At 71.3% G+C, this 14,487-nt stretch carries 12 protein-coding genes; 4 read left to right on the top strand and 8 right to left on the bottom strand.

Annotation, left to right across the window (positions count from 1 at the left end):
• Genes ABZ135_RS31320 through ABZ135_RS31305 form a run of 4 tightly spaced genes read left to right on the top strand, consistent with a single transcriptional unit; the run spans position 1 to position 5,278 of the window.
• The gene (locus ABZ135_RS31320) at positions 1–1,527 is read left to right on the top strand and encodes an SCO6880 family protein (RefSeq protein ID WP_356700478.1); all 1,527 of its coding nucleotides are present in this window, start codon (positions 1–3) and stop codon (positions 1,525–1,527) included.
• Positions 1,527–3,071 carry a type VI secretion protein gene (locus ABZ135_RS31315; protein ID WP_356700476.1) on the top strand — a complete coding sequence of 515 codons (1,545 nt, stop codon included), beginning with the start codon at positions 1,527–1,529 and terminating at the stop codon, positions 3,069–3,071. Before ABZ135_RS31320 ends, ABZ135_RS31315 begins: the two co-directional genes overlap by 1 nt.
• A gap of 1 nt (position 3,072) precedes the next feature.
• Complete coding sequence (locus tag ABZ135_RS31310) at positions 3,073–4,782, top strand: type IV secretory system conjugative DNA transfer family protein (protein WP_356700474.1); 1,710 nt, start codon at positions 3,073–3,075, stop codon at positions 4,780–4,782.
• The gene (locus ABZ135_RS31305) at positions 4,775–5,278 is read left to right on the top strand and encodes a hypothetical protein (RefSeq protein WP_356700472.1); all 504 of its coding nucleotides are present in this window, start codon (positions 4,775–4,777) and stop codon (positions 5,276–5,278) included. The genes ABZ135_RS31310 and ABZ135_RS31305 overlap by 8 nt, the downstream gene beginning before the upstream one ends.
• Before the next feature lie 35 nt (positions 5,279–5,313).
• Here the strand turns inward: ABZ135_RS31305 and ABZ135_RS31300 are convergent, their stop codons facing one another.
• The 8 genes from ABZ135_RS31300 to ABZ135_RS31265 form a co-directional block, all read right to left on the bottom strand.
• Complete coding sequence (locus tag ABZ135_RS31300) at positions 5,314–6,888, bottom strand: hypothetical protein (RefSeq protein ID WP_356700470.1); 1,575 nt, start codon at positions 6,886–6,888, stop codon at positions 5,314–5,316.
• Positions 6,888–7,280 (bottom strand): hypothetical protein, encoded by a 393-nt coding sequence (locus ABZ135_RS31295; RefSeq protein ID WP_356700468.1) that lies wholly within the window; start codon positions 7,278–7,280, stop codon positions 6,888–6,890. Before ABZ135_RS31295 ends, ABZ135_RS31300 begins: the two co-directional genes overlap by 1 nt.
• Before the next feature lie 214 nt (positions 7,281–7,494).
• Positions 7,495–9,312, bottom strand: coding sequence for a DUF87 domain-containing protein (locus ABZ135_RS31290; RefSeq protein ID WP_356700466.1), 1,818 nt, complete (start codon positions 9,310–9,312; stop codon positions 7,495–7,497).
• 204 nt (positions 9,313–9,516) lie between these two features.
• Positions 9,517–12,873, bottom strand: coding sequence for a LysM peptidoglycan-binding domain-containing protein (locus ABZ135_RS31285; RefSeq protein ID WP_356700464.1), 3,357 nt, complete (start codon positions 12,871–12,873; stop codon positions 9,517–9,519).
• Positions 12,874–12,877: 4 nt separating this feature from the next.
• Positions 12,878–13,351: a pilus assembly protein TadG-related protein gene (locus ABZ135_RS31280; RefSeq protein ID WP_356700462.1), complete on the bottom strand. Its 474-nt coding sequence runs from the start codon at positions 13,349–13,351 to the stop codon at positions 12,878–12,880.
• Complete coding sequence (locus ABZ135_RS31275) at positions 13,348–13,797, bottom strand: TadE/TadG family type IV pilus assembly protein (RefSeq protein ID WP_356700460.1); 450 nt, start codon at positions 13,795–13,797, stop codon at positions 13,348–13,350. The genes ABZ135_RS31280 and ABZ135_RS31275 overlap by 4 nt, the downstream gene beginning before the upstream one ends.
• Complete coding sequence (locus tag ABZ135_RS31270) at positions 13,797–14,156, bottom strand: TadE family protein (protein ID WP_356700458.1); 360 nt, start codon at positions 14,154–14,156, stop codon at positions 13,797–13,799. Before ABZ135_RS31270 ends, ABZ135_RS31275 begins: the two co-directional genes overlap by 1 nt.
• 73 nt (positions 14,157–14,229) lie before the next feature.
• Positions 14,230–14,466, bottom strand: coding sequence for a hypothetical protein (locus ABZ135_RS31265; protein ID WP_356700456.1), 237 nt, complete (start codon positions 14,464–14,466; stop codon positions 14,230–14,232).
• Between the last annotated feature and the right edge of the window lie 21 nt (positions 14,467–14,487).

The raw sequence follows: 14,487 nt of genomic DNA, 5'->3' as shown, positions 1-14,487 counted from the left end.
ATGTCGTCCCAGCCCGTGACCTACGGCGGCTGGCAGAACGAGAAGTCCGGGTTCATGGGCAACCTGTCCGGCCCCGGCTTCGCCATGGTTGCCGCCGCCTCCGTGGCCACCATCATCCCCCTGAACCTCGGCAGTTGGAGTGCCGCTGGCCTCTTCCTGCCGATCGCTCTGCTCCTCCTGGTCCTCGCCTTCGGGCGAGTGCTCGGACTGAGCGCCGACGAGTGGATTCTCCTGGCAGTAAGGCATCAGATCGCTGTGGCTCGAAAGCAAAACATCTTCATGTCCGGGGCGTACGCTCCGCGCTCCCAGGTCACCGGCGAACAGCCGATGGACCTGCCGGGCGTGCTGGCGCGCCTGCGGATCCTGGAGGCCCCGGACGGACTCGGTGGCCACCTGGGCGTCGTCCACGACCCGGTCGCCGGCACCTACACCGCCATCGCCCGGGTCACTTTCCCCGGTCTCGCCCTGGTCGACACCGACCGGCAGGCCAGCCGCGTCGCGACCTGGGCCAGCTTCCTGCGCACCTACTGCACCGAGGACACACCGATCACCCGGATCGCAGTGCACCAGCGCTGCCTGCCCGACGACGGAGCGGCGCTGCGGTCGTGGACGACCCGTCACCTGTCCCCCGATGCGCCGCAGGCCGCCGTACAGGCACTGTCGGAACTGATGGAAGGTGCCGGGCCCGCCGCCACCACCCGCGAGACCTATCTCGCGGTGACGCTCTCGGCCAGCCGCGCCCGCCTCGCCATCAAGGGCGCCGGCGGCGGACAGATCGGCGCCGCCGCCGTCCTGGTACGCGAGATCAGCACCATGCACGGCGCCTTGAGTACCGCCAGCCTGCAAGTCGTCGAGTGGCTTAACCCCCGCGGCGTCGCTCGCACGCTGCGCACGGCCTACGAGCCGACCAGCCAGATCGAGTTCGCCACCCGCGCCGCCGCCGCACAGCAGCCGGACTGGCAGGGGACCCCCGCCGGTGTCGCCCCGGAGCTCGCCGGCCCCGCCTACGCCGTCACCACCATGGGCGCGTACGAGCACGACGGCGCATATTCCGTGTCGTACCAGGTCCGCGGCTGGCCGCAGTCCGAAGTGCACGCCACGTTCCTGCAGCCGCTTCTGCGACCCAAGCAGAACGCCCGGCGGGCGCTGAGCATCGTCTACGAGCCTATGGGCCCGCGCCGCGCGCGCCAGGAGCTGTCGAAGGAGAAAGCCCGGCGTTCCAGCGCCCGCTACTTCCGGGCCAAGACCGGTCGCGACGAGTCCGAGGACGAGCGCCGCGAGGTCGAGACCGCACGCCGCCAGGACATGGCGCGGGCTGCGGGCCAGGGCGTGCTGCGGATGACGGCCGTCCTCGTCGTTACGGTCACCGACGCCGACGAGCTGGAGACCGCGTGCGCCGAACTGACCGCGGACGCCTCCGCAGCCGGTCTGGAACTGCGCCGCATGTGGGGCAGCCAGGACGTCGGCTTCGCCATCGCCGCACTGCCCCTCGGCCAGGGACTCCCGGACCGGAGGATCGGCTTCTGATGGGCCTGCTGCGCACCCGCCGCCGCGACGACTCCACCGATCTGTCCGGCGCGCCACTGATCGTCTCCGCCCGCGAGCCCATGGCCGCGCCCCCGGCCCCGTCCGCCCGCGAGCAGCGCCGCGCACGGATGCTCGAAGATCCCGACGCGTCCATGCGGCTCGCCCCCAAGAGGGGGTGGCCGCACCCCTACGCCGGCCGCGCCGCCTCGATCCCCCGCTCTGAAGTCGTCCGGGCCGACACGGCCAACGCCGCAGGCGCGTACCCCTTCCTGCACGCCGCCTCGCTGCCGGCCGTCGGCGCGTTCATGGGCCAGAACACCCTGACCACGGAAGCGTTCAGCGCCCACCCGGCCGTCTGGGTGCAGGAGGGCCTGGTCACCAACCCGAACGTGATGGTGACCGGCATCCCCGGCTCCGGGAAGAGCGCGCACGTCAAGGCCCTGTCCTTCCGGCTCATGGCCTTCGGGCACCGCACGCTCATCGCCGGCGACGTCAAGGGCGAGTACGCCGCCCTGTGCCGTCACCTCGGCGCCGAGCCCGTACGGCTCGGCCCCGGGCTGCGTGGCCGGCTGAACCCGCTCGACGCCGGGCCGCTCGGGCAGGGCCTGGAAAGGATCACCGACCAGGCCGAACTCCGCTCACGGCTGCAGGAGATCCACCGCCGCCGCCTGACCCTGCTGAAAGCTCTGCTGGAGCTCCAGCTCCGCCGGGGACTTGATCCCCAGGAGGAGGAAGCGCTCGACGTCGCGGTCCGCGAGGTCACCGGCGAGCTGTACGGGCAGACCACTCTCTCTGTCCCCACCCTGCCGCTGGTGTACGACAAGCTGCGCGACCCCACCGCCGCCATGGCCCGTGAATTGCGCGTGCGCGACAACGAGGTGCAGCTCGCCCGCGAGCAGATGGCGTCCATCCGCTCCGCGCTCGGCGGGATGGTGACCGGTCACCTGGGTGGCCTGTTCGACCAGCAGACCTCGATCAGTCTGGACTGGGATGCTCCGATCCAGTCCGTCGACATCAGCGCCCTGGAGGGCTACGGCGACGAGACCGTCGCCATGGTTCTGTCCTGCGTCAGTTCCTGGGCCCAGTCCGCCATCGACCGCCCCGGCGCCCGCCCCTGGATCGTCGTCCGCGACGAGCTGTGGCGGCAGATGCGCTCCGGCGGCGCCGCCATGGTCAAGAAGATCGACGCCGACCTGAGGCTCAGCCGGGCGACCGGCACCATCCAGGTCCTCGCCACGCACCGCCTGAGCGACTTCGAATCCGTGGGAGCCGCCGGCTCCGAGGCTGTGAACATCGCCAAGGACCTCATCAGCTCCTGCGAGACCCGCATCCAGCTCGCCCAGGACACCCGCCCCCTGCGGCTGACCCGCGAGGTGATCGGCCTGACCGACGCGGAATGCGACCTCATCAGCTCATGGGGAGCCGGCCAACGCGGCAGAGCCCTGTGGAAGGTCGGCCGCGGCGGCGGCTCCCACGCCGTCCAGTTGGTCCTCTCTCACACCGAAGAGCAGCTCTTCGAAACCGACGAGCGGATGGTGATCTGAAGTGGGCAGGTCAGGAGGCGGAGCCTCAGTCGATGACAACACGCTGCTCGCCGCGTACGGGGCCGGCGCCCTCCTCACCGTCGGCGGGTCGGTGATGCTCGCCGCCCCGCTCGCCGCGCTGCTGACCGGCCACGGCTGGGCCCGCAGCACCGCATCCGTTCCTGAGACGGTCCTGCTCGCCCTCGTCCGCGGCCCGGGCCGCGTTTACGACCCGGCCCCGCCTGCGTGGCTCTTCTACACGCTCGCCGCACTCCTGGTCGTTACCGTCCAGCTGCCGCTCGTGAAGGTCGTCTCTGCGTTCACCGGCCGCGGCAGTGTGGGCGGCGCCCAGTGGGGCGGGGCCAAAGTGGAGCGCAAGCTCTCCGTCCACGCCGACCCGGCCCGCCGGACCAACCGCATCACCGCCGGCCGCGGCAAGCACACCAACAAGATCGTGGCCGGACGGCCCAACATCTCCGCGACCGCGTTCGGCACCCCGGGATCGGCGAAGACGACCGGGCTGTTGCTGCCGAACGCAGCCGAGTGGACCGGTCCCGTTGTGGTGACCACCACCAAGGCCGCAGACCTCGACGTCATCTACGCCCGCCGCCGCCACCTCGGGCCGGTCTGGGTCATCGCCCCCGCCGGCATCCCGGGGCGCACCACGCACCGATGGTCCCCAGTGGACTACTGCACCGACGCCCGCGCCGCCGACCGCATGGCAGGCTGGATGGCCGAAGCCGCGTCCAGCGGGGACGACAAGCGCTCGGCACCCTGGATCGACCAGGCCAAGAGCGTCCTGAAGGGCGTCCTACTGGCCGCCCACCTCTCCGGCGGCGGCGTCACCGCGATGCGCCGCTGGCTCGGCCTGGGCAAGGACGCCGTCGACCACGTCAAGGCGGTCCTGTTGCAGCACGGCTACACGGAGGTCGCCGACGACTACGCCTCTCCGTGGCTCCGTCTGCACGAAGACGGCATCGGCTCCATCCAGTTCAGCCTGAACGTCCTGGCCCGCGTGTACGCCGACGAGGAGGTCCGCGAGACGTCGTCCGGCACCGACTTCACCGTCGAGGAGCTCCTGGACCGCAACGGCACCGTCTGTCTGATCGCGTCCGAGTCCGACGCCGACCGGTTCGCACCGCTGCTGACCTCGATCATCGCCTCGGTCATCCACGGGGCCGAAGTCCGGTACAACACCACCGGCAAGCCGCTCGAACCCGCGCTCGGCGTCCTGGTCGACGAGGCCGGCAACATGCTCCGCTACCCGCGCCTGCCGAACATCCTCACCACCGGCCGAGGCATGGGCATCGTCCTGCTGACCGTGTGGCACGACCTCAGCCAGCTCCGCGAAGTCCTCGGCATGCAGAAGGCAAACACCGTCCTGTCCGCGTCCGGGCTGCGCATGCTGCTGCCCGGCTGCGGCGACCTCGAGACCCTGCGCTACTTCTCCGGCCTGTACGGACGTACCGAGGTGCTGCGTACCTCGCACAGCCGCGGCTCCGGCAACGCCTCAACGAGCACCTCGCCCACCGAGACCGATCTCGCCCCGATCCACTCCCTGCAGCAGCTCGAAGACTTCACCGCGATCGCCCAGTACGCCAACCTGCCCCCCATCAAGATCAAAATGCGTTTGACGTTCCGCGACAAGGACATCAAGCGCTACCTCACCCACGTCCCGGACGCCGGCGCCACCGTGTCCCTGGAGAAGGAGGGTGCGGGCAGCGGTGTCTGACGACTTCCTCAACCCAGCCGCGCTGTGGCCCGGCCAGCCCGCCGCGAAGGCCCCTCCGAGGCGCTGGGTCTGGGCGGCCATGGAGCCGGCCGACCGTCGCCAGCGACTGCGCGAGCTCGCCCGGTGGGTCGGCTGGCTGCGCGACACCTTCGGGCTCCACAACAACATCCCGGCCTGCTGGTACCGGCACCCGCCGGTCGTCGAGCACCTGACCGCGCTGTACGTGGGCTGGGTCCGTACCTACGCCGGGGCAGAAGGGCCCGGGCGGGAACTCGGCGAGGCGGACTGGATCAACACCCTCCACGCGCTGACGCCGCGCCTGAGCCTGCCGGCCTGCACCACTAGCCATCAGCCGGCCCCGGAGCCCCACGTACCCGACGCGGGGGACGACTTCACGACGTTTCTGGCGAACTCCCCCATGACCACCAGCCCAGCCGCTCATCCGGCCGAGGCTGAAGCCTCCCGGCTGACTGGCGGCATCGATCCGCCCCTGTGAGGAACGCACGCGTGTATGCACCGGTCGACCGCTAGTTACCTGGTCAACCCCGAGCGAGACTCGGCGGGCACAGCGGGCCGAGCCACCTGCGGACCCGGGGTCGGCGTTGCGGTCTGGCCGGTCCACCCTCGGCTGGCGGCGAGCATCTGGTGGGCGGCGGCGTCGAGACCCGCCCTGGGAACGGAGGCACCGACGGCCTGAGCTGTCCTCAGCAAAGCCCCCGCAGCCTTCTGCTCGGCGCCAGGTACCGCGTCGTACGCCTTCGTCAGGGCCTCCACTTGCCGGGGATGAACCTGGTAGAAGCGCAGCCGGGGGTCAAGGTTCTTCGGACGGCGCTCGATCGAGTCGGTAACCAAGCGGGGCTGGATCCGCTGAATAGTCACTGGGGCTGCCACCGCTAGCTGCCACCCTGTCGCGGGCAGCCGGTACAGCGCGGCGCCAAGCGCCCCCTGGCCGCCAACGTCCCTGAGGATCGCGGCGCCAGATCGGGCCTCCCCTGGATTCCCCTTGTCCGGACGCCAGTCTGCCCCGAACAACAACTGCCCGATCCGGACCGCGGAGGTATGCGCGATGACGGTCGCCGCGTGCGGGACCACTTGGGGGAGGTGGACGACTTCGCCGCGCCGCACGATCGCGTAGCTCGGCGGGGGTAGCTTGGGGTGGGAGCGCGGATCGGCGGCGTCGACGATCCGGTCCCACGCTGCTGCTGCCTGCTGCCACGCCTGTGCAGACTCACGTAGCGGCCCCGCCGCCTCCCGGAGCCCGGCCGCCAGGGCGTCGTCAGGGTGCTGCTCGGCGACGCGCAGGAGGACCCGGCCGGCCAGCAGCCGGCCCATCGACATCCACCTTGATAGTTGCTGCAGGTCCGAGCCGCTCAACGCGTGCTCGGCGGAGTCGTAGAGGGCTTCGAAGGCCACACGGGACAACCGCTCGCAGTCCTCGGACAGTCGTGTGGTCACCCACCTGGTGGCGTCGTTCACCGTGACCTGCACCGGCTCGACCGGCAGCGCCAGCGGGAACGCGCTGATGGTCGTGTCCGCGTTGGACGCGGCCTGACGCCCCAGGGCCGAAGCGCGGTCCAGGGAGCCGCGCGCGTCTTCGAGCGCCCCGACCACAGCCGGATCACCAAGTCCCTGCGCGAGCTGTACGGCTACGCGTCCCACCTGCCACGTGAGTCGAGCGGTGCGCATGGCCAGGTAGTCGAGGGCCGGCTGGCTGCTGAAGGCGTGCGCGTACGGGGTCAAGGGGGCTCGGTCGGGGCCTCGGTGGCTCTCGATGAGGTCGCGGACGGTCGTGATTGTGCGGGTCGCTTCGGCGATGCCCATGTCAGCCGGCCCTAGCGCCGCTCTGTCGGGCGCGGGCAGTAGCTGGCGGACCGTCCGCAGTGAGGCCTGCGCCTGTTCGAGGTGCAGTACGAGGAAGCTCTTCTGTGGCGGGCGCCGCCCGCTCGCCGGCCGCGCTGGCAGCACTCCCAGCAGCCGGCTGACCAGGCCATCAAGATCCTCAGCGAGCGCGGCCCTCAGGGCCGGGCTCGCCGTCTTCAGCGTTATGCGGGCTGCGGCCTCGAGCTGGTTGTCCGCCGTATCGAAGAGATCTCCCAGGGTCGCCATTACTGCCGCCGAACGGCTGCGAGTGCTTCGGCGCCGACGGCGGCGTGCCGGGCCGCCTCGGTGAGCACGGCTCGCGCATCGGCGCTCTGCTCATCGTTCAGTCGTACGAGCGCGGCGCTCACCTGGTGCAGCAGGTCGACCCATGGGGCGAGTCCTTCGGGGCCGGCTGCTACGGCTGGCGTATCCATAGGACGGCCGAACTCCGGCAGCGGAAGAAGAGCGCGACCCGCCGCGCACGCCTGCGCGGCGGCGAGCGCGTGCAGTTCGTCCGCCTCTGGCTCCCAGGCAATGGCATCGGCCACGCGTCCGACCACATCGAATGCGTCCCAGGCTGCAACGAGTACCTGCTGCGGCTCGAATGAAGCGAGCGACTTCGTGGTGTCTGACAGCATGAGCTTTCCCCGATCGTTCAAGTTGAGACTCGATCCTCGCGCTGCCTGTACTGCTGATGTGGGCTGCTGTGGACAACCGGGTCTCTGTGGAAAACCGGGCGACGCAGGCAAACGTCACGCTGCCGGGCAACGTTCTCCCGTTCGGGGCAACGTGCGAGTCACCGGGTCGGAGCGAGTAGGAGCGGCGGCCTGGCCGACTGTGGGCGGCATCCCCCTATGCCGTGCGAGCTTCCTCTGCACTGTCGGCATTACTGGGCCCAGCGCCGCTGGCGCGAGGCCGGTTACGCGCCCATCGCTTCAGGTCATCGACGCGATAGAGGAATTCTCTGCCTCGCTTGTCCTCCGGCTCGGGAAAGTCGGGGTCATTGGCACGTGCCCAGCGCAGGGCCGCGAGAGAGATGGAGGGGAGGTCCTTCTGGGCCTGACGGAGCCCGGTGAGGTCGTCAGCATCGGGGCGTGCGGGCCCTGGCTCCGGCGAAGTGGGGAGCGGTGCTGGTGCCGGGCTCGCATTGGAGGCGGTAGCGCGAGGTCCCGACAGGACGGTGGCTGCCGGGGCTGCGGCTGTCCGGGAGCGCCCTGGGACGCCAGCAACCGCCCATGCGCGAGCTTCTGCCTCGGAGAGGTTGAGCACCTGGGTTTCCCTGGCGACGCCGCCGAGCACGACTTGTACCCGGCCGGGATGCCGGGTCGGCTTCGGGGCAGGGTGGACCTCGGGCACGAGCATGCGCCAGGCGTTGAGGGTGTAGCGGACGAGGATGCGCGTAGAGAAGTTCTCCCGCATCTCCGGGCCGCCGAGCGCGCGGGCCGTAGCTGACTGGGCGACGAGCAGCACGTGGAGACGAACCTGGCGTCCCATGAACAGGATCTCGGCGAGCGCGTCGATGGCTGGAGAGGTCTTCGGGTCACCCGTCTCGCGGATCTTGTCCCAGTACCTCGCGAGCTGCTTCATCGTCGCGTTGACCTCCTCCAGGAGGATCACGATCCGGGGGCCGACCTTCTCCGGTTCGGCGGCGAGTACGTCATCGCCGAGCTGTTCGGCGAGCCGGATCCGACGCTGGCCCTCGTGGCCCAGGCGGAGCAGCGCGTCGTGGATGTCTGCGATGTCGCGGCAGTACGTCACCCCGGGCACGCCGCGGGCCCAGCCGTGGCTGATGCGCTTGAAGTCGAGGATGAACGCGTCGGCTCCGTTGTGGAGGAACTGGCTGGCGATCGTGCGGAGGATGGTGGACTTGCCGCCGCCAGTGCCGGCGGAGATCAAGACGTGCGGGGAATCGTGGTCGAGGTCGACGGAGACGGGCTTCTTTCCGGCACCGAGCCCGATCAGTGGAGCGGATTCCGGCATGCCGGCCAGGAGGTCGCGCACGCCGGGGTCGTCGAGGTTGAGGCTGGCCGGCGGCTGGTGCTTCTTCTTGACGATGAGGTGGGTATCGCGTCCGGCGAGCCGCCAGGAGAAGGAGGCGTTCTGCAGGGCGAGCTTCTGCATGACGACCTCGGCGATCTGGTCGCGGTTGAACTTCAGATGCACGGGCAGGTCGATGCGGATCTCGGCATCGTCGTCGGTGAAGTTCACGGGGACATGGAGGTAGCGGCGCGGGTCGCTGGCTTCCGGGATCCCGAGAGGGTCCACCAGCGCCTGGTGGAGCGGCTCGACCCACTCACGCATCAGCTCGCGCCGCTCCCGGCCCGCCATGCCGAGGGCGATTCCTCCTGCTGCGGCCGCGGCCGCAGCGACCGGGCCGCCGTAGGTGAGGGCCTGGAGGACAACCTCGGGGTGCTGCCAGTAGCCGTAGCTGCCGCCGGCGGCAGCGGCCAGTGTCGCGGCGCGGACGGCCAGGCGCTGCCACCCGGCCCGGTAGGAGGCGCGGCGAACGGGCCCGTCGGTCTTCGCCAGAACGCGGGTTCCCGGGCGCCAGAACGTGGCATCGGTGCGCTGCACTCCGTCGAGGTCCTGCCCGGTGAAGAAGTTCCCGGCGGCGGTGGCCAGGGTGTCCAGGGCCTCGTCGAGGTCGCGGGCGCGTGGGGTGGATGACATCGGTGGCTCCTTGAGGAGCTCGGGGACGTGGACGTCCCAGGTTCGACGCTCTCCTCACCATGGCGCTGACCATGGGGAACGCCCCGATGTCACGGGGGCGCAACTCCTCGCGGGAGGCGGCCCTCCGCCGTGGTGAGCGCCTTCAGGGGGTACTCACCACGGCCAGGTGTTCGGGTCTGCCGTGCAGGAACCGGCCGTGGTGGGTCAGGCGCTGCGGCTCACGATGCGCTCGTAGAGGGCTTCGGTGTCGGGTTCGGTGCTGACGTCCAGGCGCCGGTTGATGGTGAGGAGGGTTTCGTACGCGGCCTGAACGCCGTGGCGGTTGCCGGCCTGGTCCTCAATGAGCATCCAGTCCTGGTAGAGGAGTTCGGCGCTGTCGTCGATGTCGAGGCCGAGGCGGATGGCGCGGCGGGCGGCATCGAGGTCGGGGCGGGGGCCGGTGCGGTGCCAGGTGGCGAGGGTGTGGGCGGTGTCGGTGATGCGGGCGAGGATCTCCTGGACGCGGGTCGCGGCCCAGGCAGGAGGGGTGTCGCCGAAGGGGCGGCCTCGGACGAGGCCGAGGGCGGCTTCGAGGTCGGCGGTTCCGGTGGAGGGGCCCTTGGTGAGGCCGCGCTCGGCAAGGCGTGTGAACCGGTCCCAGTCGCTGCGGACCTTCGGGGAGAACTTGTAGATACCGGTGCGGTCGCGCGGGAGGTAGAGGTTGCCGTCCTGGTCGGCGCCGAGGCGGTTGCGGAGTTCGGAGATCCGGGTCTGCAGGGTTGCTTTGGACCACGGGCGGCGGGGGTCCATGGCCTCGGCGACAGCGTCGGGACTGCTGGGCTTGAAGTAGAGGTAGGCGGCAAGCTGGGCGAGCTTGGGGCCGTGGCCGGAGGCGCTGATGCCGGTGACAGTGACGGGTCCGAGGACCTGAACTTCGGGGGCATGCAGGTCGACCGGTTCTTGAGGGAGGGGTTCGGGCTCAGGGGCGGAGGCAGCGGTGAGTTCGGCTGGCATGTGCAGGTTTCCTGCGGGCTCGGGCGCACTGGCCTCGGTCTGCGGGCTGTCGGTGCCAGAGCTTGGGGCTGGAGCGGTGGGAAGGTGCTGTTCCGGTTCCACGGGCGCGACCGGTGGAACAGGAGCGAGGTTCCGACTGCTTGCCGTGAGGGCGGAGAACGGGGTGCCGGGCAGTGCTGCCGGGCTGGTCGAGTGCTCGCCGTCGGCTGGGGTGGTGAGGGTGACCTGGACGGGCGGGACGGACTTCCACGGTCCTTCCGCGGGTCGAGCGGGCTCGTCCGCGGTTCGCAGCAGGTCGAGGAACTCCTCGTACTCGGTCTCGTTCAGGGACTGGACGATCAGGTCGCTGCCGAGGGCCTCGACGCGCTGAGCGGCGCTGGGGCCGACGGCGAGCTGGACGGCTTCGTCGAAGGACCCGAAGGCGCCGGCGGTGCCTTGCGCGGGCAGGACGAGGGCAACGGGCAGGTCGCGGGCCGCCGTGAGGGTGTCAGCCAGCAGGCGGGCCTCCTCTTCCTCTATGTCGGCGGCGCACACGAGCGTCCAGGGCAGGCGGATCGGGGCGTCGTCGGTGCCGGCTGTCTGGCGCTGTTCCAGGAGGAGTTCGGCGAGGTCGGTGCTGGCGGCCTTCAAGTTCGGGACGGCCCGGAGCCGGCTGGTGGGGAGCAGGGTGGGTAGTTCCTCGCCGAGGCCGACGGTGAGGATCTCGGAGTGGTCGCTCCAGGTGCTGGTGGCGGCTTCGAGGGCGAGGACGCGGGCGGTGTCGCGTACGGCGTCGGGGGTGCCGTCGAGGAGCAGGACTCGGGAGACGGTGAGGTTGATGAGCAGGTGGTTGCCGTCGGGGTCGGTGCCGAGGGTGACCAGGCCCGGGTAGGGGGCGGGCACGAGGGCGGCGTCGTCCGGGTCGAGCAGGTCCTGGGTGCGGTCCAGGACCCAGCGGTCGGCGGCCTGCGGGGTGAAGGGGGCGAGCACGACCTCGCCGGCGGTGGTGTTGTCCTCGTCGTCACGGTCGGTCTCGGCGGGGGCGAGGAGGAGTTCGACCGTGCGGTCGGTGATCCGCGCTCCGGCGACCTGGGGCAGTTCGACGTCCTGGTCGGCGGCGTGGTGAGCAAGGGTGCGCAGGGCGAGGTCGAGGAGTTGCATGCTGCTGGGTTCGGTGGCGGCGTGCAGGGTGTGTTCGGCGGCGTGCTCGGTGGTGGCGGGCAGCTCACCGGGCTTGCGGCGGCGGCGCTGCAGCAGGCGCTTGGTGCCGAGAGAGGCGAGCAGGCCTCCGGCGACGAGCATTCCGATGCCGGCGGCCTCACGTACGCCGGCCCCGCCCTGCTCCTGGTCGTCGGCCGGCTGCGGCGTAGGCGCCGCGGACGTGGAGGCGGCAGGCGTGGTGGCGCCGGGGCCGGTCTGGGCGGGGACGCTCGTGGCCGGGGCGGGAGCGGGAGGTGCGGTCGAGGCCGGAGGTGTGGTCGGAGCGGCCGTCGCGGTGGCAGGGGGAGAAGCCGGGTGCGTAGGAATCGCTCCGGGACGGGCGCCGGTATGGGGCGGAGTGGCTTCGGCCGTTGGCTTGGCCGGGGACGGCGGTGCCGTGTCGGCGGCGGGGCCGTCATCGGCCGGGCGGGGCTTGGGCGGCGGGGTGCTGTGGTGAGCGGGCGGCTCTGCCGGGACGGTCGCGTGGGGAATCTGGAGCTTCCAGCCGACCTGGAGCTCGTCGGGATCGGTGAGACGGCTCCCGTCCGGCTGGGGCACGCCCTTGTTCGCCTGGAAGAGTTCGTTGTACCGCTCGCCGTCACCGAGTTCGTCTTTGGCGATGCCCCACAGGGTCTCGCCCTCCCCCACCGTGTGGGAGTCGGGGGTCTGGTTGTCGGCGGGGCGGGCGGGCGCGGCCGGTGCGGTGGTGGGTGCCTCGGGCAGGCGCAGGACCCAGCCGGGCTGGATGGGGGCGTCGGCGTGGAAGACGCGGCCGTCGGTCATGGTGCGGCCCTCGTTGGCGTCGGCGATCTTCGTGTAGAGCTCGCCGTGTCCGTAGAGCTTCTCCGCGATGGACCACAGGCTCTCGGCCGGTCGCACGGCGCGGACCGTGTAGGTGTTCTCGGCGGTCGGCGCTGCCGTGGTGGCTGTCTGGGGGATGCTGGGCTGGGCGGTGACGGCGGCGGGCGCGGCCGCGGTGGCGGGCTGGCCGGCGGTGGGGTGGGCCAGGGCGGGGGTGGCGGAGGCGAGGGTGCTGGAGGTGAACAGCACGATGATGCCGCTGACGAGGGTGCCGGCCGCGCGCTGGGACAGGCGCAGACCCGGGAGGCGGGGGGCGGTGCGGCCGCGGAGCTGGGCCGGGATCTCCACCAGGAGCGAGAGTGTGAAGCTCGCCCAGGCGATCCAGCCGACGAGGCACAGGGCGAGGACGAAGGCGTTGCCGGTGTCGGGGCGGGTGAGCAGGTGGGTGACAGCGTCGATGCCTGGTGCCCACACAGCGGCGGTGGCCTTGGCGAGGATCCAGGGCAGGCCGGCGGTGGCGGCGGCGAGGACGAGCGCGCTGGCCAGGGCGCGGGGCAGGCGCCGCCCGAGGGAGCGGTGAGCGGGCATCGGGTCAGTCCTTCTCGGGTTGGTTGATGCCGTGGAGGAGGGTGGCGGAGCTGGTGGCGCTCACGGTCCAGGTCTTGGGAACGAACACGCCGGTGTAGGTGCCGGTCGCGCGGATGGTGATCCGGTGGCCCGCGTCGGTGACGGTGACGGTGCCGCCGGCGCCTGCGCGTTGGAGGTAGGTGCGAGCGGCCGCGGCGGCCTTGGCGGGGTCGGCGACGACAGCTTCGCCGGTGACCGCTCGTGCAGGGTCGATGGCCTGAGCGGCGGCGCGGGCGGCTTCGGTGGCGACGGCGTCGGTGCGTTCGTGAGCGCGGCTGACGCCGAAGGCGTCGACGGCGAGGAGACCGCCGAGCAGGAGGAGCGGGACGGTGATGATGGCGATGAACGGGGCGATCCCGCCACGGTCGTCGGCGAGTTCGAGACGGCACGCGAGGTGACGGAAGAGGCGGCCGCGGAGCGAACGGTTCTTCGTGGTCATCCGCGTCCCCGGTAGGCGTCGACGATGGAGGTGAAGGAGGAGGAGACCGTGCGGACGCCGGGGCCTCCGCCCAAGAGCAGCAGGTCGCCGAGGGGGACGGTGCACGAGACGGTGACGGTGACGGAGGAGACCTGGCCGAGCTGTGCACCCAGTCCGCTGGTCGTGGCGCGTACGCGGGTGGACGTGCAGGGCTGGTCTTCATGGGCGAGGACGTCGGCGGCCGCGGCCTGAGCGGCGGCTTGCCCAGCGGCGGGATCGCGTTCGAGGGAGGCGGCGCGGGCGGCGGACTGCGCGGCTGCGTCGGTCTTCTGCGCTGCCAGCGAAAGGCGGCCGCCGGCGATGACAACCAGGGCGAGCGCGAGCAGCAGGGGGACGACGATGACCGCTTCGATGGCCACGTCCCCCTGGTCGCCGCGTCGCAGAGCGGTCTTCCAGCGCGCGAGCATCAGTTGCCTCCCGGATCGGTCCACTTTTCGACGGGGCCGGAAGCGGTGGAGGTCACGGTGATGCCACCGAGTCCGGGGACGAGGGAGACGGCCTGGCCCTCAACACGGATGCGCAGCCGGTCGGTGCTGCTGCCGGCGGTGGAGACGTGGACGCCGGTGAGGAGGTTGCCCCCGAGGTCGGCGGCCGCCTGGCGCGCCTTGGCCGCGCCGTCCTGCGGGCTCGCCTCGTACATGCGCCCTGCGGCGACGCCTTCGCGGGCGGCGGTGGCGACGGCGTTGTGCGCCCAGGCGATGGTGAAGCCCTGCACGATCCCGAAGATGAGCAGGATGACGACCGGGAAGATGATCGCCACCTGCAAGGGGGCGGATCCTCTGTCCCGGTCGTTCGGCGCGGGGCTGAGCGGGGGCATGGTGGCGTCCTGGTTCTGGGCGTCAGCCGCCAAGGATGCCGTTGAGCTTGCCGTTGGCCCGGCCGTAGGCGGCGGCCAGTCCGCCGGCGATGAGGATGGCGCCAGTGACGGCGGCAATGATGATGACGACGGTGGAGATGGGGCTGTCGCCGCGGTCGCCGTTGGCCTTCGCCTGCTGCACCGCGGACTCGAGGCGGGAGCGAAGGGCGGCGGCGGTGACGGTGAGCACGGCCTGGGCGTAGAGGAGCGGGCTCTTCACGAGTGGATCCTTCCGGTCGTC

The organism is Streptomyces sp. NPDC006339 (assembly GCF_040612775.1).
Classification (GTDB): Bacteria; Actinomycetota; Actinomycetes; order Streptomycetales; family Streptomycetaceae; genus Streptomyces.
Note: the sequence above shows the minus strand (reverse complement) of the source record. Positions and strands in the feature narration are given on the sequence as shown.